We start from the raw sequence: 20,109 nt of genomic DNA on the forward strand, positions 1-20,109 counted from the left end.
AGACGGCTGGGGATGACGCCGGGGGGAACAACGTTTTGAGTAAACGAGGAGAGTGGATGCGCATGAGAGCGAGCGGAGGGCGTTGCAGACCGTCGCGACTGGCGGCGGGTCTGCTGCTGTGGCTGCTGGCGGCAGTGTGTGCGGGTGTGAGCCTGCCGGCGGAGGCGCAGGTGGCCGTGACGGCGGTGAGCGACACGGTGTATCACGCGGACGGAAGCGCGGCGGCGGGTATGGTGCTGATCAGTTGGCCTGGGTTCGCTACGTCGACGGGTCAGACGGTGGCGAAGGGCAGTACGTCGGTGACGCTGGGTGCGGGCGGCAGTTTCAGTGTGTCGCTGGCGCCGAATGTAGGAGCGACGCCGGCCGGAACGTATTACACGGCGGTGTATCACCTGGATGACGGCACGGTGAGCCGGGAGTACTGGACGGTGCCGGTGAGCTCCTCTGCGGTAAAGCTGACGGCGGTGCGCACGAGTGTGCTGCCGACCAGTGTGGCGATGCAGACGGTGACGAAGCAGTATGTGGACCAGGCGATTTCGCGCGCGGTCCTTACGGGAGCTGCACCGGCGGATGCGTCGCCGTACGTGGAGAAGGCGGGCGATACGATGACGGGTCCGCTGACGCTGCCGGGCGATCCTTTGTCGGGCCTGCAGGCGACGACGAAGAACTATGTCGACGCCGGAACTGCGGGTGTGCAGGCTGGGCTGGGGCAGAAGGTGAGCACGATTCCGCAGGCATCGCAGACGGTGATGCAGCCGACGGGAACGCAATTGCAGACGAGCCGTTTGAACGGCCAATTGTTTGCGAAGGAGTACCTGTCGCAGGGCGGTAACGACGGCATCGCGAACGCATTCGCAAGCAGCGACTGCGCGGCGGGGTGCAGCGTGGTGGCCGACCAGACGTACCCGGGGAGCGATGTCTTTTCCTTTCGTGCGGACAAGACGCGGCTGACGGACGAGCGCGGCGGCGTGCAGGTGGATACCTCTCTGAATCCACTGAATGGCGGACCGGTGCAGGGTGTGACGAGTTATATGACGACGCCTGCTTATCTGCTGTACGGTGCGCATGCCGTGGCGAATACGACGACGGAGGTGGCGCTGGCGGGCGGCAACAACCTGTTTCCGGAGGATCTTGGCGCGGCCTTCCCGTACTTCAAGACGACGTATGCGGCGCAGTCGTTTCTTGGCCTGAACTACACACCGGGGCAACACGTTCTGACGGGCTTTCAGCAGAAGTGCTATGGCGTTGGCGACTGTCTGATTGGAGGACAGTTCATCACGAGTTCGGGTGGCACTCGGGATAACGCGGATGAGGGCGCGCATCCGTTCGACATCTCGGTTGCAGAGGACACGGCGGTCTTTCAGGGTACGTGTGCGACGGGATGCAGCACGGGTTCGACGCAGATCGTTGTGACTGCTACGTCGGGTGCGGGGACGCAGGGCGAGGGCCGGTTTGTGATCAACAAGGCTCTCTCCAAGACGATTGCGACGGGAGCGATTACGGGCGGCAGTGTGGGGACGCTGCATGCGACGGCGCAGTTTTCTGGAACGTCGTTTCCGGTGAGTACGTTGTTCCGTACGGCGTCGCTGGCGGTGCCGCAGAGCACGAGGATGGCTCCCGGCACGGTGACGCTGGCAATTGCGACGAGTGGTGTGCCGGGCGGTTACTCGACGAACACGGCGAGCGCGCCGGCGGCGTCGGGCATTGCATGTCTTGCGAATACGCAGGGTGCTTCGGATTACTTTGAGACGGCGCCGTACACGGTGGTGGACGGCAGCCACATCCAGTTCACGCTGACGAAGCCGCACAGCATGGCGACGACGATTGCGATCGGCGGTCTTTGCGGTTACGGCATCGAGCAGACGGTGGACACGGTGAACGGGATCCGGCAGGTGTTTCCGGTGATTGCGTCGACGTCGCCGACGTCGCTGTTCTATTCGTCGCTGATGTCGACGAACCTGGGACAGTCGCTGCAGACGAGCGCCTATACCAACCTGTCTTCGGCGATTACGAGTATGCAGCGTGCGGGTAATGTGGTGACGGTGAACCTGGCGACGAATCTGCCGGGGGACGTCAACGGCTTACAGGTAACGGTGAGCGGTGCGGCGGATGCGAGTTTTAATGGCAGGTTTACTGCAACGACGAATGCAGCGAATCAATTTACGTTTTCGCAGACAGGAGCGAATGCTTCCACCACGGGCGGTACGGCTGCGGTGCTGACGGGTGACTTTGTGCTGTACCCGATGGTCGAGGTGGTGGGTGTTGTGAACGCCTCGACGACGCAGGTGGACGGCACGCTGAAGCTTGCTCCGAACAATGTGGCGTGGGCTGCGGGTGATCCCGTGGAGGAGCCGCACTTCTATGCGCAGCGGATCAGCGGTGACACGACCTACCTGACGCAGTACATGCCTCGTGGCAGCAAGGCGCTGGGCGCGGGGATTGTGTTCAACGGGACGACGGGGCTTGGCGTTACGGGCTGGACTGTGCAGAACAATGCGCCGGCGAGCCAGTACTACGGCAATGGCGGGACGCATGTGGCGCCGACTGTGGGCATGTCGGTGAAGGGGCCCTGGCTTTCTTCGCTGGATCTGCAGGCGGGCGATCAGAACGGGATCGTGATGCGATGCAATTCGCACGGCTGCAACCGGTGGAACTCGGCGTACAACCTGTTTACGTTGCAGTCGAACGGATCGCAGTATGACACGGTGAATTACGTGCCTTCGACCTCGACGATGACGTTCAATCTGAACGGGGCGCAGTACACGATGTCGCCGACGGCGTTGTCTGCCGGGACGATCAATGCGACGACACTGAATGTGGCTCGCATCAACGGCCTGCAGGCGGCGACATCGGCGAGTATCGGCGGTGTGACGCTGGGACCTGCGGCGACCGCGTCCGTGCTGGCGAATGTGGCATCGAGCGGAAGCGCGGCGGACCTGACGGGGCTGGCACCGTCAGCGACGGTGGACACCACGAATGCTTCGAACATTACCAGCGGCACGCTGGATGCGGCTCGTCTGCCTGCGGGCTACGGCGTGTGCGCGAGCAATGTGGCGTACAGCGCGACACCTACGTTTGCCGTGACGTGTGCGAACGCCACCTTCCACGTGCCGTTGAACGGCAACGTTACGTCGGAGAACTTTACCGGTCTGGCGGCGGGACAACACATCACGCTGATCTTTCAGGTGGGTGCTACGGCGGGGTACACGGTGGGCTGGAGTGCCAATGTGCATGGCGGCTTTCTTACAAGCAGCACCAGTGGCGCGGCGGGATACACGCTGGCGGGCAAGTACCTGGTGCAGCAACTGGTGGTGGACACGGACGGTACCACTCTTCTGAATCCGGGAGCGATCAATGAGTAAGTTGGGGACAGGCGCCACAGGCGCGATCTTGAGGGCAGCCATATGGCTGCCCTTTTGTTTTGGGGTGGCGGTGATCGCAGGGCAGCCGGCGTCGGCGCAGACGACGGGTCTGCCACCAGTGGTGTCGGGCGATTGCAGCGCGAGTAATGCGGGTGTGTTGACGTGTACGAAGTCGGCAGGCGCTGCCTTTGCGGCGTCGGCGACGGTGGATGCGACGAACGCAGCGAACATCAGCAGCGGGAATCTGCCGGTGGCGCGACTTGCTACGGCTCTTGCTTCGCCGACGGCGATTGGTGTGACTGCGCCGAACGTTGCGCGCATTGCCGCGGATACCAACAGCACGCAGAACTTTACGCAGTGGTTTACGGCGACGAACGCGGCCGGGACGGGGACGCAGCCCGGCTCGACCGGTATCTCGCCGGGGCTGAGCTGCGAGGGGTTCTGGACGGTGGTGAGTGGGACGACCGTTCGTGCGAGCGCGACGTGCGTGGATGGTGCGACGAACTTCTATTGGTTCTCCGCTGCGGCGGCGGCCTTCGGAAGCGAGGCGTGGACGCAGCGGGCGAGTCTGAATGCATCGGGAACGCTTGCGCTGAGTGGGGCTTCGGCGAACTTTCTGGGACGAACGATCTCGGTTGCGAATGGGACGGCGTCGGCCGGGGCGAATACGGCGTCGGTCGACTTCAGCAGCGGTGCGCGGTTGCGAGGGGGCGGTGCTACGTCGACGACTTATGGCTCGTCGATGCTGTTGTCGGAGACGAGTACGGGTGTGGCGGGAGCTTCGTTTGCGTGCTCGGGCAGCAGCGGGACGGGGACCACTGCGGGAAGCTGCACGAGCAGTGTGAACCTGGTGCAGCCGCTGTACACACCGGCTTCCTCGACGGAGAGCTGCACTGCCGGGAAGTCGTGGGACGATGCGAACTTTCACTACGTCTGTACGGCGACCAACACCATCAAGCGTGCCGCACTGGCTGCCTTTTAGAAAGGTGGACGGCGATGGACGCGGATGGGTTGGAGGAGTTGCGCAGGGTGCTCGATGACCCGATCGGCAGCGTGCTGTTTGCGGAGGAGTGCATCGTGGTGCGGGATAAATGCGGCGGTGCGGTGCCGCTGATCGCGAATCGCGCTCAGCGATCGTTTGCGAGGCGTCGCGGCACGGAAAACATCGTGCTGAAGGCGCGGCAGATGGGGATGAGCACGTGGATCGCGGCGCGGTTTCTGTTGCGGACGATGCTGGTGCCAGGGACGACGACGCTGATGGTGGCGCATACGCGGGAGAGTGCGGAGGCACTGTTTGCGGTGGTCGCGCGGATGTGGGAGAACCTGCCCACGGATCTGCGCGAGAGTGTCGGCGTGCGCGGCCGCGCGCGGCTGGGGCAGTTTACGTTTCCGGCGGTGGATTCGGAGTTCCGAATTGCAAGTGCGGCGGAGCCGAATGCGGGTCGCGGACTGACGGTGCATCACCTGCACTGCAGTGAGGTGGCGCGATGGACGGGCGATGCGGCGGAGACGCTGGCGGGGCTTCGGGCGGCGCTGGCTCCGGGGGGTGAGCTGGTGCTGGAGAGTACGCCGAATGGTGCGTACGGCTGCTTCTACGAGCAGTGGCAGCAGGCGGAGGCGAGCGGCATGGTGCGGCACTTCTTTCCGTGGTGGTGGGAGCCGGCGTATGTGGGTACGCCGGTTGCGGAGACCACGGAGGAGGAAGCCGTGCTGGCTGCGCAGCATCGTCTGTCGGCGAGGCAGATCGGATTTCGACGGGAGCTGGCGCGGCGGTTTGGGGCGATGCGGCCGCAGGAGTTTGCGGAGGATGCGGTGAGCTGCTTTCGCGAGAGTGGTGCGTGTTTCTTTGACCGGGAGGTGCTGGTGGAACGAATGAAAGAGGTGGCCGCACCGGTGGAGTTGCGCCGCGGAAAGGCGCTGCAGGTGTGGCTGCCGGCGGTGCCTGGAAGGAAGTATGTTGCGGGTGTGGATTCAGCGGGTGGTGGGAGCGAGGGGGATTACAGCGCGGTGCAGGTGATCGATCTTGCGACGGGGATGCAGTGTGCGGAGTTGCAGGCCCGGATGCCGACGCGCGACCTGGCTAAGGCTGCGGCAGATCTCGCTCGTGAGTACAACGGCGCGACGCTGGTGGTGGAGCGGAACAGTATCGGTTCGGCGGTGCTGGCTTACCTGGAGCAGGAGCTCGGCGTGACAGTGTATGCGGGGCGGGATGGTCTGCCGGGCTGGTCTACGGATGCGGCTTCGCGGCCGCGCATGTTGAGTGAGCTGGCGGTACTGCTGTCGCAGCGGCCGGAGCTGTTTCGGAGCGAGCGGCTGCTGGCGGAGTGTCGGAGTTTTGTGGCGGATGAACGGGGGCGGGCGGCGGCCGCTCGTGGGTCGCATGATGACCTGGTGATGAGTATGGCGATGGCACAGGCGGTGCGCGGAATGAATGCTGCATAGCGATTCGCATCGGGCAGATGGATGGCGTGTGCGTTGCTATGCTGCCGGTGAGGATTTTCGATTTGGCCGTTCAGGCAGTGCAGGCGATACGCAGAATGCGCGGTGGGGCGCAGAGCCAGTTGATGCTGGGAGCGGATGGCAAGCTGTGGGTGGTGAAGTTTCGGAACAATCCGCAGGGGTCGCGGGTGCTGGCGAATGAGCTGATCGCTACGCGGCTGGCGGAGGCGGCGGGACTGTCCGTGCCTGCGTGCGATGCGGTGGATGTGAGCGGATGGCTGATTCGAAACTCGCCGGAGATGTGGGTGGATGTGGGTCGCGGGGAACGTACGTTGTGTGCGGAGGGGTTGGCGTTTGGGTCGCAGTTTGTGGGTGGGCTGATGCCGGGGCAGGTGGTGGACTATCTGCCGGCAGAGCAGGTGAGCGAGCTGCGCAATGTGCGGGAGTTCGCGGGGATGTTATGCATCGATAAGTGGACTGGGAACAGCAATGGGCGGCAAGCTGTGTTTGCGCGTGGGCCGCGGGAACGGAAGTATCGGGCGGTGTTTATCGACCAGGGATATTGTTTTCATGCGAATGAGTGGCGGTTTCCGGATTCGCCGCTGCGTGGGGTGTATGCGTCGAATGCGGTGTATGAGGCGGTGACTGGATGGGAGAGTTTTGAGCCGTGGATCTCGCGCGTTGAAGAGATGGAGCCGGGGATCCTGTGGAGCATTGCGGAGGTGGTTCCTCCGGAGTGGTATGGTGGCGATCCTGCTGAGTTGGAAGTGTTGATGGAGCAGATGTTGAAGCGGCGCGGGCGTGTGCGAGAGTTGATCACGGCGTTTCGGGAGTCGGCGCGGATGCCATTCCCGAATTGGGGATCGGTTGGGCGGGTGGTTGTGCCGGTTGGGTTTGGGGTGGGTGGTGTGGAGTCTAAGTTTGTTATGTAGGCACTTCGTGCTGTTCTCGACGCCCTTCGGGCGTGATGGACACCGCACACTTGATTTGGGGTGATGTTTGCCGGAACGGATTCAGTGCGAGTTTCACCTGCTGCGGTATGTGCCGGATGCGGTGAAGAACGAGTTCGTGAACATTGGCGTGATGCTTCGCGAGGCGGGGCGCACGGAGACGACTCGCGTGCGGTTTACGCGGGACTGGTCGCGTGTTCGTTGCATGGATCCGGATGCGGACACTGCTCTGCTGGAGGCGATGGAGGGCGAACTGGCAGCGCGGGTGCGCGATGGTGGCTCGGGGTCGAAGCCGGTGCTGCAGATGCTGGAGGAGTCGCTTTCTACCTCCGTGCAGATGACGGAGAGTCGCGGTGCTCTGGCGGAGAGCGTGCCTGCCGAGATGGAGCAGTTAATGCGGCTGTATGTGGAGCCGATGCGGGAGCGGGTGGTCCGGCGTAAGTCTGGGCGTGCTGGGATTGCGGCGCAGATGCGGTCGACGTTTGAGCGTGCGGGTGTTTGGGAGCTGATGCGGAAGCGCATTGCTGCCAGCCAGTACACGCGGCCTGGTGATCCGTTGAAGATCGATTGTGGCTATCGACCCAATGGGGTGATCCGCATGTTCCAGGCGGTGTCGCTGGAGGGCGATCTGGAGGCGGCCAAGGTGCTGGCTTATTCGGCGGATCGTCTGCGCGCGGGAGTGCGGCGGGTGGAGGATGCTTCGCTGGATCTGGCGGCGGTTGTGGAGCCACTGCGTGGGGTCGTTGAAGGCAGTGGTGAGGCGGAAGATCGGTATCGGTTTGGTGTGGAGACGATGGAGGAGCAGGGGTTGCGGGTGCTGACGGTGGCGCAGTTGGCGGGCGCGGCGGAGACGGCTCGTAAGGAGTTGCGGGTTTAGGGATTTGTATTGGGTTATCGCGCTTCGCGCGATAACCCACCCTTTGCTTCGCAAAAGAATGGGGCACCCGATTTTGTGGACCGAGAGTTTGTACGAGGCGTGGCCATGGGCTGCGCCTTTTTGTTTTGGAAGGGAGGTTCCGAGTGGGGGTAGTGGACCGGATGCGTGGTGCGCTGCGCGGTTGGAAGAGTGATGGGTTGGAGGCGGCAGTAGCGGAGGGAGTGCGGAAGACGGCGATGTTGCCGTCAATGCTGACGCCCTTGGCGCGAAGCGCATGGCGGCCTGCGGGTAACGTGCATGCGCTGCCGAAGGCTACGCCGCAGAACCTGCGGCGCTTTGCGGAGATGCCGATGGCTCGCCGTGCGATCAACGTGGTGAAGGATCGCATCAGCAGCATGGACTGGCAGGTGCGGGCGAAGCGTGATGTGGCTGTTACGGAGGAGGTGGCGGCGCGGATCAGGGCTCTGCGCTGTGCGCTGGAGCAGCCGAATCCGCAGGACAGTTTTCGCACGTTGCTGGAGCCGGTGCTGGAGGACATCCTGGTGGGTGGCTTTGGTGCGGCGGAGGTGGAGCCGACGGGCGACGCGCTGCAGCCGGTGCGGCTGTGGCCGGTGGATGGCGCGACCGTTGCCATGGATGTGGCCTGGAATGGGGACAGCGATGCGCCGCGGTATGTGCAGACGGCGTTGGGAGCGGCTGCAGGTGTGCCGTTGCTGGATCGCGAGTTGATGTATGTGCGGCTGAATCCGCGGACACATACGCCGTTTGGCCTGGGGAGGCTGGAGGTTGCGTTTGAGACGCTGAACCAGTTCCTGACGGCGAATCGTTATGCGGGCAAGCTTGCCTCGAACAGTGTGGTGCAGTATGCGCTTTGGCTGGATGAGGCGACGCCGCAGCAGCATGAGCGGCTGATTCACTGGTGGCAGGACGAGGTGGAAGGTACGGGGCAGGTGCCGATTCTTTCGACCGCGAAGAAGCCTGAGGTGTTGCGCTTTGCCGGCGGTACCGACGCAGACCTGCGGCTGCAGTGGCAGACCTTTCTGCTGCGCATTGTGGCGAATGCGTTTGATCTGCCGCCGATGCTGCTGGGCCTGGAGCACGATGTGAATCGCAGCACCGCGAGTGAGATGGCCGAGCAGGCGTTTCAGTCGGCGATTGTGCCGGTTGCGAAGCTGCTGGCGGAGCACATAACGCGCGACGTCATCGGCAAGGCGCTGGGTTGGGACGATGTTGAGTTTGTCTTCAGCGATCTGTTGACGCGTGACTCGACCGAAGAGGCGGATCTGCAGATCAAGCTGCTACAGGCGGGCGTGCTCACGGTTGCGGAGGTTCGTGCGATGCGTGGGCTGGAGGCGTCGACGGTTGGTCCCAATGGTTCAGGAGATGGGGGAATGAGTGCAGCTACAGGCGATGGCGACTCTTTCCGTAACAACAACGAAAACGGCGAAGGGAGCAGCAGTGCAGCTACGCGGAATGGCAGTGGAGTTTCCGGCGGTGAACAATCATCCGAATCGGGTGCCGTTTGAGGGTGTGTTGACGCTGGTGGATTCGCCGAGTGACAAAGCGCCGAGTGGTGCACGTGGACATCGCGTGGTGTTGACGCGGGATGCTGCGGAGACGGCGTTGCCGAGTCTGATGGGCATGGCTGTCGACTTCAAGACGGGATGGGATGGGCATGATGCGAAGCAGAAGTGCGGCATCATCACGGCGGCACACATTGAGGGCAATGCCGTACATGTGAGCGGTTACCTGTTTGCGCGGGACTTCGCCGAGATGATGACGGAGATGCGTGCGCATGGGGATGAGGCGTTGGGCATGAGCTATGAGCTGGCCGATGCGCATGTGGAGAACATGCGTGCGGAGACCTGGCGGCTAACGCGCGCAACGTTTACGGGCGCGGCGATTCTGCTGCGGACGAAGGCGGCGTATCGGAACACGAGCTTTCGCGTGGCGCGTGCGGGGAGTGTGGCTGCAACGTGTTCGACGCGACGGATGCGGCCGCGTGAGGATCGTGCGCCGGCGATGCGGCCTGTGCCCGTATTGACAGAACGCAGCGCAACAAGATGAGGGAGATCGAGATGGAAGAGGAGATCAGGATGGAAGTTCTTGGGCCGATTGTGGCGACGGAGTCGACGCCGACAGAAGATGCGATTGCGGAGCTGGATCGCCGGATTCGTGCGATGGAGTCGGCGATTGGGGATCTGCGTAGTGTGAAGGCGCAGGAGGGTTCGGTGGGTCGGAAGACCATGGCAGCCTTCGCGGCTAAGGGTATCGAAGCGCAAGCGGGTTCGGTGGATGAGGCTTTGCGGAGTTTGAGTCTGGAGCAGCGGATTGCGGTGAAGAGCGGGCTCATGCGCGCTGGGATGCTGGTGTAAGTCGCGCTTCGCGCGATAACCCACGTCTCAAACGCGAGACGTGGGGCACCCGCTAAGTCAGGTCGCGCTTTGCGCGATTAACCCACCCTTTGCTTCGCAAAGAATGGGGCACCCGGGGTAAGGTAGGTCGCGCTTTGCGCGAGACCCACACATCCGCTTTGCGTATGTATGGGGCACCCGATGTTTAAGGGTCGCGCCGTGCGCGATACCCACCTCTCAGGTGCGAGACGTGGGGCACCCGGTTTGGGTGGTTAGTAGTACGAGGTGCGGCTTTTGGCTGCGCCTTTTTTGTTGTTCGAGATAAGGGAGATAGGAAGAGCATGATCGCACAGTTCAAGGACATTCACGCAGCGGCGGACTACATCGGACCTGGCGCTTTGGAAGTACCGCATTTTCAGACGGAGATTACGGACATTGTTCGTCGTCGGGGCGTCTTCGGTCAGCGGATCAAGCAGGTGCCGGCTACGGGGCATCCTTCGCGCTTTTTTGAGGAGATGGGTATCCCGGCGCCTTCGGCCTCCGCTGGGTTTGTCGACCCTCGCAACATTGTTGCTCCGGTGGTTGCGCCCACGCGTGTGGAGCGTTCGGTGCCGTTGAAGGCGCTGGTCGCGCAGTTGAACTACAACCTGTTCGATATGGAGATTGGCGCGCAGCAGAGCCAGTTTGCGTATCTGCAGGCGAAGGACCTGGCGGACACGGTGGAGGGCGTCATGCGCACGCATGACCTGGCGCTTTGGAATGGCGCCGACACCAGTCTGAGTACGCCGACGAGCACGCAGTACTTCGGTGCCGCGGCGCAGATCGTGGCGGGTGGCAACACGACCACCATCGGCACGACGGCGAGCATTGTGGACGGCCTGAAGAGCGCCGTGGCGCAGATGGTTGCGAACAGCAACTATGCCGTGCGGCCCACGGCCATCTATGCGAACCCGGTGCTGCTGGACCTGATCGACCGCGAGATGAAGGCGGAGTTCAACGTAGTGCTGAGCAGCAAAGAGGTGCAGGGCGGCGTGACGGTGAAGACACTGTCGACGCAGGCGGGTGACCTGCCGCTGATTCCGGAGTGGACGCTGGGTTATACGGGCACGCCGGGTTCCGGGTCGGCTGTGCTGCCGGCGTACATCGTGACGGAAGACATGATCGAGTACCACTGGCTGACCGACCCGAATCCGCGTGTCTTTCAGCTTGGTACGCCGGGTTCGCTGGCTTCGCAGTATGTCGTGTGCAAGTTTGGCGGCCTGGTGGTGAAGGGCGCGGGCTATGCGCACTACCAGGTGCTGGTCGATCGCTAGGAGTCGCGTGAAGGACAAGGGGGAGTGGTTTGATGCCGCTCCCCTTTTTCTTTTTTCGCTCGGCTTTCATTTCGATCTTTATGGAAATGAATGCAGCTTCGTTTTGATGTATATGGAAATGAGTCTTCGGGCTCAGGAAGGGTTGTGAGCGATGCAGTATCTGAACGCGGCGGAGTATGTGCCGTTCGGGCTGGGGGAGGAGACGGGCGATGACCTGATCACGGCTGCGTCTGCCATGATCGACGCCTTCTGCCGCAGGCCTTCCCTTGGCGTGACGCAGTATGTGGAGCGGCTGCGGTTTGCGCGTGGCCGGTATGAGATCCAGTTGAGCAACCTGCCGCTGACGGATGGTGCTGCTGCCATTGTGTCGGCGCGTGTGCGCTTTGGCAGGCTTGGTTCGGATGTGAGCCCGTGGTCCGCTGAGGTGCTTGCCTTTGCGCCGACTGGGACGTGGAGCAGCGTGGATGCTTCGACGCTGGATGTGTCCGCAACGGGGGCGGTCACTTTTACGCCGCATTTGCTGGGTGTGCCGTTCGATGAGGCAGAGGTGACGTACACGGCCGGCTATGCGGCGATACCGGTGCCGGTGAAGGTGGCGTGTGCGCAGATAGTGCGGAATGCGCAGGCGATGCCCGCGCTGAATGTGAAGCGGCAGGCGCTGGACAGTATGGCGATGGAGTACTTCAGCGGCGCGCTGGTCGATGCAGAAGTGCAGCGGCTGCTGGCGCCCTACGTGGCAGAGAGGATGGGCTGAGATGCGGAGCGATCTTGCAGAGGCGGCTCGTCGTGGTGCGGAGGCGATGGTGCGATCGATGGGTGCGTCGGCGGTAGTGCTGATGATCCCGGCGCCGCCGATCGCGGGTGATGCGGGCGAGGAACTTGGTCTGCGATCCCCGGAGTTTCAGCGTTTGACGTTGTCGCCGGTGGCCGTTCGGTTGAAGGCGAAGCGTGCTGAGGTGACGGTGCCTGCGGACGCGCTTGAGCTACTGCTGGGCGTGCAGGGCGATGGTGCGGTGGAGACGGCGATCCGTGCCGTGACCACGGTGCTGGTGGGCGACGAGGCATATGTGCTGATGGCGACGGAAGCTGTTGCAAGCATGGGGCGGGCTTGCCTGTACCGGTTGTTGCTGCGACTGCCGCCGACGGAGGTGGTGTAGTCATGCAGAACGCAAAGGATACGTTTTACGTCACGCTGCGGGATCGACTGGCTGCGCTAAACCCGTCGCGGGAGGTGCAGGTGCGCGGTGCGTTGCGGCCTGCGGTGGTGGTTGCGGAGAACGAGCTGGAGCAGACAGACTCTGCGTTGGTCGAGGCGTTTGTCATGACGTGGAAGGCGACGGCGTTCGATGAGTCGGAGCCGATGGGACTGTGCAGTGCCGTGTGCGAGATCGAGTATGCAAAGCGTGGCACGCCGGAGCTTTCGGGGATGGATCGCGGCCGTGTGCTGGATGCGATGGATGGGGAGTTGCGGCGGATGCTGCAGCCTTCGGCGGTGGCGAAGCGGCGGTTCGATGTGAGTCCAGAGGTCGTGATGGCGACACAGATCTTCTGGTCTGCACCGGTGTTTGGAGCAGTCGGGATGGAGGCAGATCGGATTCGCAGGACGGCGACGGTGACGCTCTTCGCGTTGCAGGAAGCGGGGGAGGCATGAGCGAGAGCGTGTTGGCGGCGGGGTCGTTGTTTGGCGGTGCTGTCCGGCTGTATGTTTCGCCGGTGGATCGTGCGAGTGCGTGGCCGTGGCCGTTTGATCCGGCGTCGATGGGGCGTTTCGCAGCGGGAGTGCCTGCTGCGGGATGGCTGGATGCAGGCGTCGTGGCAGGGTTTGTGCGGTCGCCCGAGCAGGGTCTGACGCCGGTGTTGAGCGGTGCTCCGGCGACGGTGAAGACTCAGGCGCGGAGCCTGTTGCAGGAGACGGTGCAGTGGACGTTTCCGGCGTGGACGCGGGTGGCGATGGCGCTGTCTTCCGGCGCGCCGACGCTGAACCTGTTGCGGACGACTGCGGATGGCCGTGCGAACTATTCCGGCGGCACTGCGGCTGCTTCGATCCCGGTGCTTGCCGGGTCTACGGCGTCGGTGTTGCAGGTGGCTGCGGGATCGGCGCTGAGCGTGGGCGATGTGGTGGTGGTGGATGTGGACTATGCCGGGACGACGGGGTACCTGGGGAGCGGTGCGCCGGGTGCGTTTGTGCAGGACGTTCCGGAGGTAGTCGATGCGCACTACACGCGGCGTGTGAGCTTCAACGTGGGTGTGGTGGCGGAGGTGACGGGTGGTGCGGTGACGCTGGCGCAGCCGTTGCCTGCGGGCGTTCCCACGACGGCGATGAAGGTGGATGTGGTGATGGGATTTGTGGATCGCGCCGGTGGCGGCTTTGTGCCGGAGTGGTCGGCGTTGCTGGTGATCGATGGTGTGCAGGGCGATCGGCTTCTGCTGCATTATCCGCGGCTGCAACCAGCGGGCGATGCGGCGGCCGAGGTGGTGACGCAGTTGGCGCCGGGTGTGGATCGGTGGCGGCCGACGGCAAAGTTTCGTGCGCTGCCGGTGACGGACACGAATGGTGGCGACGCCGCGGTGTGCTTCCGGACGTATCTGCCGGCACCGATGCGTGCGGTGTAAGGGAGGCGTATGAATCTTTTCATCGATAACAACGACGGGCTTGGCGGACTGGATTACACGCGGGCGATCCTGCTCGATGCGCCGCTGACGATCACTCGCCGACGCGGTGCGTGGACGAGCTGCGATGTGGGGCTGGATCTGCTGGGCAGTGGTCTGCCGATGCCGGTGACGCGCGCGCGTGTGCTGGTGCTGGATGCGGCGCAGTCCGTGCTCTTTCAGGGCTTCGTGGAAGGCGACGCACAGGCGGCTGTTTCGGCTGCTTCGAGTGAGGGTGCGGAAGAACGGCCGAGGATGCATGCGCTGGAGTCAAAGTGGCTGACGGAGGCTGCGCCGGAAGAGGCTCTGCAGCCGGTTACGGCAGTGCAGAGCAGCGTGGATTTACGGGATGTTCTGTTGAAGTCTGTGGCGACGTTGGCGACGCAGGATCTGGCTATGGACGTGATGCTGACCGGCGAGACGGAGGCTGGGGCGTATGTGACGGAGTTGTTCCGCGGCGATGGGACGACGGCGAGCTTTTCGCTCCTGCATGCGCCCTTTCGTGAGGCAGGGAGTGGGGCGATTCTGCGGGAGCAGTTCGATGACAGCGCACTGAATGCGGCGCTGTGGACGCGGACGGACACGGGTGGGTATCTGTCGCTGGGCGGTGGCGGACTGCGGATGAGTGGCGGTTCGGGGTATGACGGCGCGACGGTGCTGGCCTTTGCGAAGCCGGTGGAGATGGGCGGAACGCTGGTTGCCGAGGCGCAGGGCGTGATGCTTGGGACGGGCAGCGATGGCTTGTTGATGGGCTTCTACGAGACGTCGGTCGGACATGCGCACTGTGTCGCGGGTGTTCGCGTGCAGGGGGCTGCGGGTGCACATGCGCTGGTGGCGGTGGTGAATGGTGTGGAACAGCCGACGACTTATAGCTTCAGCGAAGGGCACAGCTATGCCTTGCGCGTGCGGCTGCACTGTGCGGAGATGCAGCGGGTTCGTGCGCGTTACGAGGTGCTGGTGGATGGCGTGCTGCAGCAGTTTGGCGGTGGCACGGTCGATGCCGCGATGCAGGTGGTGATTGAGGTTGCGGATCCTGGCCTAGCGTCGAGCACGCTGCCGACTGTTCTGTATGACGGCGCGATGGCGGTGTCACCGGCGCAGTGCGTCTTTGCACCGGTCAACAGCACGTCGCTGGTCGGCAGCGTGGCGAGTGTCGGTCTTTCGCAGACGGGATCGGCGTGGGTGGTGAGCACGGCGACGGATGGTTCGCGGACGACGCGTCGCGAGGGTGCGGTGGGTACGGGCGCGGACTATGCGACGACTTCGGCGGGTACGCTGACGTTCGATCCTGGCCGTGTGCCGCAGCCGGGGGAACTGCTTACCGTGCGCTATCGCCGGCCGCGGCGATCGGTGGCGCGCGCGCAGGATGCTGCGGCTGTGACGCTGCGCAGTGACCTGGGATTGCCGGGACTGCCGCAGTGGAGTGGTCATGTGCTGCGGCCGGCTGCGCGTAGCTCGGCGGATTGTCTTGCGGCGGCACAGGCTTTGCTGGCGCTTGCTACGGGTGCTGCAACGGGCACGCGTGGCAGCGTGGCGTGGCATCGCGGCGCTGGTATTGCGGCGGATGTGCAGCCCCGCGATACGTTGGTCGTGCAGAGTGGTGGCGCCGCACGGATGTTGCCGGTGCAGTCGGTGACGGTGGTTGCCGGCAACTGTGCACCGGAGCTGCTGCATTACACGGCGACCTTCGGGCAGAGCCGCGCGGAGTCGATGTCGTTCACGGTCGGCAGCGGGCTGGCTGAGGATGTGCCGCAGCCGATTGCTGTGACGGTCGATGGTGCTTCGTTGCCTGAGAGATTGCGAGGGCTGCAGGTGCTGATTGCGACGGGTAGCGCACTGCAGGTGGATAGTGGCGTGGATGCGCCACTTGGCGGCGGATTTGAGGTGCGTCGCAGCGATGCGAACTTCGGTTCGGCGAGCACGGCGGACCTGGTGCTGCGGAGCCCGGTGCGGAGCTTCTCGGTGCCGCGTGCGGCGTTTGCGGAGCGCTTTTATGTGCGGATGTATGACGGCTCGACCCCGGCGAGGTATTCGGCGGTGTCGAGCGTGGTGTTGACCAGCCTGCCCGATGGTTCGTAGCGGCGTGCGCGATACACCGAATGGAGATGAGTATGACGGACTTTGAAGCAAAGGTGCTGAGTGAGCTGAGCGCCCTGAAGAGCCAGATGGACGCCCTTCTGGGCGTCGGCCAGCCGGGCCGGCTGCACCTGCTGGAAGAGCGCGTGGAGCGGCATGAGCGAGCGGTGCAGCGGATGAAGGGGATTGGTGGCGGGTTGAGTGTGTTGCTGACGCTGTTTCATCTTGCGCTGGATTTTGTGCGGCGCTGAGAGCGGTTGCGCATGGCGCGATTCCCACCCATGACGATGGAACTGTCATGAATGGGGCACCCGTTCCACCGCTCGCTTGAGGCTGGGATGAGGAAACGAAAGACAACCAGGAGCTGCGCCGAGAGGGCGCGGCTCCTAACTATTTAGGAGAGGAAATGAATTTCTTGAAGCTGTTTTTACGCGGTATTGCGATCCTGCCGAGCCTGATCCAGGGCGTTGAGTCTATCTATGGAGCGAAGACGGGCGACCAGAAGAAGTCGGCCGCGTTGGAGGTTGTGTCGGCTGCGGTCAAGATGACGGATGCCATTGCGAACAAGACGATTCTGGACGCAGACAGCTTTTCCGCCGGGTTGGGCACCATCATCGATGGTGTTGTGGCGTGCCTGAATGCAAGCCTCTGGTCGAAGTCGTAGGTTGACGTGCGGTGCGTCGTCATAAGTCGCCGATATAATCGAAACCTTATGGCGACGTCTCCCCTTGTGGGCGTGGTGATGGGCTCGAAGAGTGACTACAGTTGCATGGGCGCGGCGGTGCGCACGTTGCAGGAGTTTGGTGTAGCGCATGAGGCGCGTGTGGTGTCCGCACATCGCACGCCGGATCTGCTGTGGATGTATGCCACGGAGGCACGCGGCCGTGGTCTGCGCGCGATTATCGCGGGAGCGGGCGGCGCGGCACATCTGCCGGGCATGCTGGCGGCGAAGACGATTGTGCCGGTGTTTGGTGTTCCAGTGAATGCGACGTCGCTGAATGGTCTGGATGCGTTGCTGTCGATCGTGCAGATGCCGAAGGGCATCCCCGTGGGTACGCTTGCGATTGGCGAGGCGGGCGCTGTGAATGCTGCCCTGCTGGCGATTGCGGTGCTTGCGACGACGGACCCTGCGCTGGGCGACAAGCTGGAGCGGTGGCGTGCTGCGCGGGAGCAACTGGTGCTGGCCGAGACGCTGGATGAGGGTGGGAACGCGTGATCGATACGCCTGCAGACCTTTTGGAAAAATTGAGTGGACCGGTACTGCCGGGCGGCACGATCGGTATCTTCGGTGGCGGTCAGCTTGGCCGCATGATGGGCATTGCAGCGCGCTCCATGGGCTACAAGGTGCATGTGCTGGACCCCGATCCTGCGTGCTCCGCCGGCTATATCGCGGACACGGTGATTGAGGCTGGTTGGAACGATCGCTGGGCCGCGGCGAACCTTGCGCGGGAGTCGTCGACGGTAACGCTTGAGATTGAGCAGGTCTCGATTCTGAGTCTGGATGAGGCCGCGCGATGGGCGCCGATGCGTCCCGGAGCGGCGATGCTGGCCATCATCCAGGATCGTGTGGAGCAGAAGGACTGGCTGAACAAGCATGGCTTTCCGACGGGACCTTACCGCGCCGTGCGCTCGCAAGAGCAGCTCGGAGAGGCTGTGAAGGAGCTTGCCGGGCCGGTGTTCGTGAAGTCGGCGCGCGGCGGATATGACGGTCGCGGACAGGCGAAGCTGGGCTTTGGCGGCGACGTAGTGGACGATGCCGCGATCCTGCAGGCGTGGCAGGATGTGGGCGCTACAGATTGCGTTGCGGAACGCGCACTGGACCTGGCGAAAGAGATCAGTGTGATGGTGGCGCGGGCGCCGAACGGCGAGGTGAGGGTCTATCCGCCGGCGGAAAACTTCCATGAAAACCAGATCCTTAGCTGGAGCGTGATTCCTGCCAGCGTGCCGGACGAGCTGGCGGCGCGTGCGCAGAACATTGCCGGCGAGATCGCGGATACGTTTGCACTGGAAGGCCTGCTGGCTGTGGAGATGTTCATCACGACCGATGGGCAGTTGCTGGTGAATGAGCTGGCACCGCGGCCGCACAACAGCTATCACGGCAGCGAACGCGCTTGCACCACGGGCCAGTTTGAACAGGCGATCCGCGCGGCGTGCGACCTGCCGCTGGGCGATGTTTCGATGGTGCAGCCGACCGCTATTGCAAACCTGCTGGGCGATGTCTGGCTGAACGACGACGGTACGGAGAAGCAGCCGGCGTTCGACCAGGCGCTGGCGATCCCCGGCGTCCGCCTGACGCTGTACGAGAAGCTGAAGCCGCGCAAGGGCCGCAAGATGGGTCACCTGAGTGCGGTGGGCGCCACGGCGGATGAGGCGCGCGAACGCGTGCTGGCCGCGAAGGCTCGGCTGTAACGAACGTGGCAGCTGCAGAACAAAGCCCGGTCGTCGGTATCGACTTTGGAACGACGAACAGTTCGGTCGCCCTGCGGCTGCCGGACGGTTCGGTGCGTCTGGCGGAGTTTCCCTCGGCGGGCAGCACGACGCGTTCGTCGCGGTCGGTGCTGTACCTGCAGCGCAAGGTGGAGTCGCGCAAGCCGGCAGCGGTGTGGAGCGGGCCGGAGGCGATCGACCGCTACCTGGATACCGACTCGCACGAGGACGAGGTACAGGGCCGACTGATTCAGTCGCTGAAGAGTTACCTGTCTTCGCGGACCTTCACGGGCACGGAGATCTTCGGCCGCAACTACCGTGTGGAAGACCTGGTTGCGAAGATGCTGCTCGACCTGCGTACGCGCGCGAGCGCCTCGCTGGGTGTGGAGATTACGCGCGCTGTTGCAGGGCGGCCGGTGCACTTTGTCGGAGCGGATGTGGATGCCGACAATGACTTTGCCGAGGCGCGGTTGCGTGCGTCGTTCCTGCAGGCCGGCTTTACCGATGTGACCTTTGCCATGGAGCCGGTGGCCGCGGCGTATGCGTATGCGGCGGACGTCAGCGAGCCGCAGAATGTGCTGATCGGCGACTTCGGTGGCGGCACCACGGACTTCTCACTGCTGAAGCTGGGGCCGGGCGAACGCACGGTGCTGGGCACCACCGGCGTTGGGCTGGCGGGCGATGCGTTTGACGCAAAGATCGTGCGCTACCTGATCTCGCCCGCACTGGGTGCGGATACGATGGGTCGCGAGCTGAACAAGCTGCTGCCTGCGCTGCCGGCGTGGATCTATGCAAATCTTGAGCGCTGGCACACGCTGTCGTTCCTGCGTACACGCAATGTGACGGAGCTGCTGCGCACCGCGCTGAAGCGGGCTGTAGAGCCGGAGAAGATTGCGCTGCTGCAGGCTGTGGTGGAGCACGATCTTGGCTATCGTTTGCACCAGGCGGTGCAGCGCGTGAAGATCGATCTATCGTCTGCGATGGAGACGGAGTTTGTACTGAATGCGGAGACAGTGCACCTGCGAGCGCCGGTGACGCGTGCGGAGTTTGAAGGCTGGATCGCGCCCGAGCTGCAGCGCATTCGCGTGAGCCTGGATGATCTGCTGGAGAAGACGAAGACCGGAGCGGATGCCGTGGATCGCGTCTTTCTGACCGGCGGAACGTCGCTGGTGCCGGCGGTGCGGCAGGTCTTTACGGAGCGCTTCGGGGCGGATCGCGTAATTGGTGGTGAGGCGTTTACGAGCGTCGCGCATGGCCTGGCGTTAATGGCTGCGGAGTAGGCCGTTCGAAGCTGAGGCGCGTAGGGCGCCCCAGCCTTGATCCGGTGAACTAGTTGCGGGTTGCGGTGGGAGGAACGCCGACCTCTTCGTCGTCATCTTCTTCCTCGTCATCCTCATCCTCATCCTCGTCATCGGCGTCTTCGTCGATCTCTTCGCCTTCTTCTTCTTCGTCGTCTTCCTCGTCGTCCTCATCCTCGTCGTCGTCTTCGAACTCTTCGTCGTCGTCTTCGACATCGTCGTCCGCGGCTGGATCGGCGGACGGATCGACAGCAGCTTCGGGCAGCGTGTTGTCTTCGTCATCCTGCAGCAGGTTCATCGGCACGGTCTCGGTCTCTTCGATGGTGTTGATCATGGCTGTCTGAAGCTCCTCTTTTTACCTGTT

At 63.6% G+C, this 20,109-nt stretch carries 20 protein-coding genes; 19 read left to right on the forward strand and 1 reads right to left on the reverse strand.

Going from position 1 to position 20,109, the window contains the following annotated elements; all coding sequences use genetic code 11:
* Positions 1-62: 62 nt before the first annotated feature.
* The 19 genes from TERRO_RS00635 (at position 63) to TERRO_RS00725 (ending at position 19,727) form a co-directional block, all read left to right on the forward strand.
* Entirely contained in the window at positions 63-3,362 is a 3,300-nt protein-coding gene (locus TERRO_RS00635) for a hypothetical protein (RefSeq protein WP_157178209.1), read from the forward strand.
* On the forward strand, positions 3,355-4,344 hold the full coding sequence (locus TERRO_RS00640; protein ID WP_014784051.1) for a hypothetical protein: 990 nt from the start codon (positions 3,355-3,357) through the stop codon (positions 4,342-4,344). Before TERRO_RS00635 ends, TERRO_RS00640 begins: the two co-directional genes overlap by 8 nt.
* A gap of 47 nt (positions 4,345-4,391) precedes the next feature.
* Complete coding sequence (locus TERRO_RS00645) at positions 4,392-5,804, forward strand: phage terminase large subunit family protein (RefSeq protein ID WP_157178210.1); 1,413 nt, start codon at positions 4,392-4,394, stop codon at positions 5,802-5,804.
* A gap of 62 nt (positions 5,805-5,866) precedes the next feature.
* Positions 5,867-6,733: a HipA domain-containing protein gene (locus TERRO_RS00650; protein ID WP_245536179.1), complete on the forward strand. Its 867-nt coding sequence runs from the start codon at positions 5,867-5,869 to the stop codon at positions 6,731-6,733.
* Positions 6,734-6,800: 67 nt separating this feature from the next.
* Positions 6,801-7,628 carry a DUF3037 domain-containing protein gene (locus TERRO_RS00655; protein ID WP_014784054.1) on the forward strand — a complete coding sequence of 276 codons (828 nt, stop codon included), beginning with the start codon at positions 6,801-6,803 and terminating at the stop codon, positions 7,626-7,628.
* Positions 7,629-7,771: 143 nt separating this feature from the next.
* Entirely contained in the window at positions 7,772-9,154 is a 1,383-nt protein-coding gene (locus tag TERRO_RS00660; RefSeq protein ID WP_014784055.1) for a phage portal protein, read from the forward strand.
* Complete coding sequence (locus tag TERRO_RS00665; protein WP_014784056.1) at positions 9,102-9,695, forward strand: hypothetical protein; 594 nt, start codon at positions 9,102-9,104, stop codon at positions 9,693-9,695. Before TERRO_RS00660 ends, TERRO_RS00665 begins: the two co-directional genes overlap by 53 nt.
* Positions 9,696-9,706: 11 nt before the next feature.
* Positions 9,707-10,003 (forward strand): hypothetical protein, encoded by a 297-nt coding sequence (locus TERRO_RS00670; protein ID WP_014784057.1) that lies wholly within the window; start codon positions 9,707-9,709, stop codon positions 10,001-10,003.
* A 320-nt stretch (positions 10,004-10,323) separates the two neighbouring features.
* Positions 10,324-11,295, forward strand: coding sequence for a hypothetical protein (locus TERRO_RS00675; RefSeq protein ID WP_014784058.1), 972 nt, complete (start codon positions 10,324-10,326; stop codon positions 11,293-11,295).
* Between the two features lie 151 nt (positions 11,296-11,446).
* Entirely contained in the window at positions 11,447-12,049 is a 603-nt protein-coding gene (locus TERRO_RS00680; RefSeq protein WP_014784059.1) for a hypothetical protein, read from the forward strand.
* A 1-nt stretch (position 12,050) separates the two neighbouring features.
* The gene (locus TERRO_RS00685; protein ID WP_014784060.1) at positions 12,051-12,452 is read left to right on the forward strand and encodes a hypothetical protein; all 402 of its coding nucleotides are present in this window, start codon (positions 12,051-12,053) and stop codon (positions 12,450-12,452) included.
* Positions 12,453-12,454: 2 nt separating this feature from the next.
* Positions 12,455-12,946 (forward strand): hypothetical protein, encoded by a 492-nt coding sequence (locus TERRO_RS00690; protein ID WP_014784061.1) that lies wholly within the window; start codon positions 12,455-12,457, stop codon positions 12,944-12,946.
* Positions 12,943-13,908: a hypothetical protein gene (locus TERRO_RS00695; protein ID WP_014784062.1), complete on the forward strand. Its 966-nt coding sequence runs from the start codon at positions 12,943-12,945 to the stop codon at positions 13,906-13,908. Before TERRO_RS00690 ends, TERRO_RS00695 begins: the two co-directional genes overlap by 4 nt.
* A 9-nt stretch (positions 13,909-13,917) precedes the next feature.
* Positions 13,918-16,023 carry a hypothetical protein gene (locus TERRO_RS00700; protein WP_014784063.1) on the forward strand — a complete coding sequence of 702 codons (2,106 nt, stop codon included), beginning with the start codon at positions 13,918-13,920 and terminating at the stop codon, positions 16,021-16,023.
* Between the two features lie 32 nt (positions 16,024-16,055).
* On the forward strand, positions 16,056-16,271 hold the full coding sequence (locus TERRO_RS00705; RefSeq protein WP_014784064.1) for a hypothetical protein: 216 nt from the start codon (positions 16,056-16,058) through the stop codon (positions 16,269-16,271).
* A 155-nt stretch (positions 16,272-16,426) separates the two neighbouring features.
* Positions 16,427-16,684: a hypothetical protein gene (locus TERRO_RS00710; protein ID WP_014784065.1), complete on the forward strand. Its 258-nt coding sequence runs from the start codon at positions 16,427-16,429 to the stop codon at positions 16,682-16,684.
* A gap of 48 nt (positions 16,685-16,732) precedes the next feature.
* Positions 16,733-17,236: a 5-(carboxyamino)imidazole ribonucleotide mutase gene (gene purE / locus TERRO_RS00715; protein ID WP_014784066.1), complete on the forward strand. Its 504-nt coding sequence runs from the start codon at positions 16,733-16,735 to the stop codon at positions 17,234-17,236.
* On the forward strand, positions 17,233-18,429 hold the full coding sequence (purK, locus tag TERRO_RS00720; RefSeq protein WP_014784067.1) for a 5-(carboxyamino)imidazole ribonucleotide synthase: 1,197 nt from the start codon (positions 17,233-17,235) through the stop codon (positions 18,427-18,429). The genes purE and purK overlap by 4 nt, the downstream gene beginning before the upstream one ends.
* A 5-nt stretch (positions 18,430-18,434) precedes the next feature.
* Positions 18,435-19,727, forward strand: a complete 1,293-nt coding sequence (locus TERRO_RS00725; RefSeq protein ID WP_014784068.1) for an Hsp70 family protein — start codon at positions 18,435-18,437, stop codon at positions 19,725-19,727.
* 49 nt (positions 19,728-19,776) lie between these two features.
* Here TERRO_RS00725 and TERRO_RS23480 read toward each other — a convergent pair whose 3' ends face one another.
* Positions 19,777-20,079: a hypothetical protein gene (locus TERRO_RS23480; protein ID WP_014784069.1), complete on the reverse strand. Its 303-nt coding sequence runs from the start codon at positions 20,077-20,079 to the stop codon at positions 19,777-19,779.
* Positions 20,080-20,109 lie beyond the last annotated feature (30 nt).

The sequence above is a fragment of the Terriglobus roseus DSM 18391 genome (assembly GCF_000265425.1).
GTDB classification, from domain to species: Bacteria; Acidobacteriota; Terriglobia; order Terriglobales; family Acidobacteriaceae; genus Terriglobus; species Terriglobus roseus.

Bases quoted from the DNA above. Each gene is read 5' to 3' on its own strand.
- TERRO_RS00685 (WP_014784060.1), top strand. From the start codon at position 12,051: ATGCGGAGCGATCTTGCAGAGGCGGCTCGTCGTGGTGCGGAGGCGATG.
- TERRO_RS00665 (WP_014784056.1), top strand. From the start codon at position 9,102: ATGGCAGTGGAGTTTCCGGCGGTGAACAATCATCCGAATCGGGTGCCG.
- TERRO_RS00690 (WP_014784061.1), top strand. From the start codon at position 12,455: ATGCAGAACGCAAAGGATACGTTTTACGTCACGCTGCGGGATCGACTG.
- TERRO_RS00675 (WP_014784058.1), top strand. From the start codon at position 10,324: ATGATCGCACAGTTCAAGGACATTCACGCAGCGGCGGACTACATCGGA.
- TERRO_RS00680 (WP_014784059.1), top strand. From the start codon at position 11,447: ATGCAGTATCTGAACGCGGCGGAGTATGTGCCGTTCGGGCTGGGGGAG.
- TERRO_RS00635 (WP_157178209.1), top strand. From the start codon at position 63: ATGAGAGCGAGCGGAGGGCGTTGCAGACCGTCGCGACTGGCGGCGGGT.
- TERRO_RS00640 (WP_014784051.1), top strand. From the start codon at position 3,355: ATGAGTAAGTTGGGGACAGGCGCCACAGGCGCGATCTTGAGGGCAGCC.
- purE (WP_014784066.1), top strand. From the start codon at position 16,733: ATGGCGACGTCTCCCCTTGTGGGCGTGGTGATGGGCTCGAAGAGTGAC.
- TERRO_RS00700 (WP_014784063.1), top strand. From the start codon at position 13,918: ATGAATCTTTTCATCGATAACAACGACGGGCTTGGCGGACTGGATTAC.
- TERRO_RS00710 (WP_014784065.1), top strand. From the start codon at position 16,427: ATGAATTTCTTGAAGCTGTTTTTACGCGGTATTGCGATCCTGCCGAGC.
- TERRO_RS00695 (WP_014784062.1), top strand. From the start codon at position 12,943: ATGAGCGAGAGCGTGTTGGCGGCGGGGTCGTTGTTTGGCGGTGCTGTC.
- TERRO_RS23480 (WP_014784069.1), bottom strand. From the start codon at position 20,079: ATGATCAACACCATCGAAGAGACCGAGACCGTGCCGATGAACCTGCTG.
- TERRO_RS00670 (WP_014784057.1), top strand. From the start codon at position 9,707: ATGGAAGAGGAGATCAGGATGGAAGTTCTTGGGCCGATTGTGGCGACG.
- TERRO_RS00705 (WP_014784064.1), top strand. From the start codon at position 16,056: ATGACGGACTTTGAAGCAAAGGTGCTGAGTGAGCTGAGCGCCCTGAAG.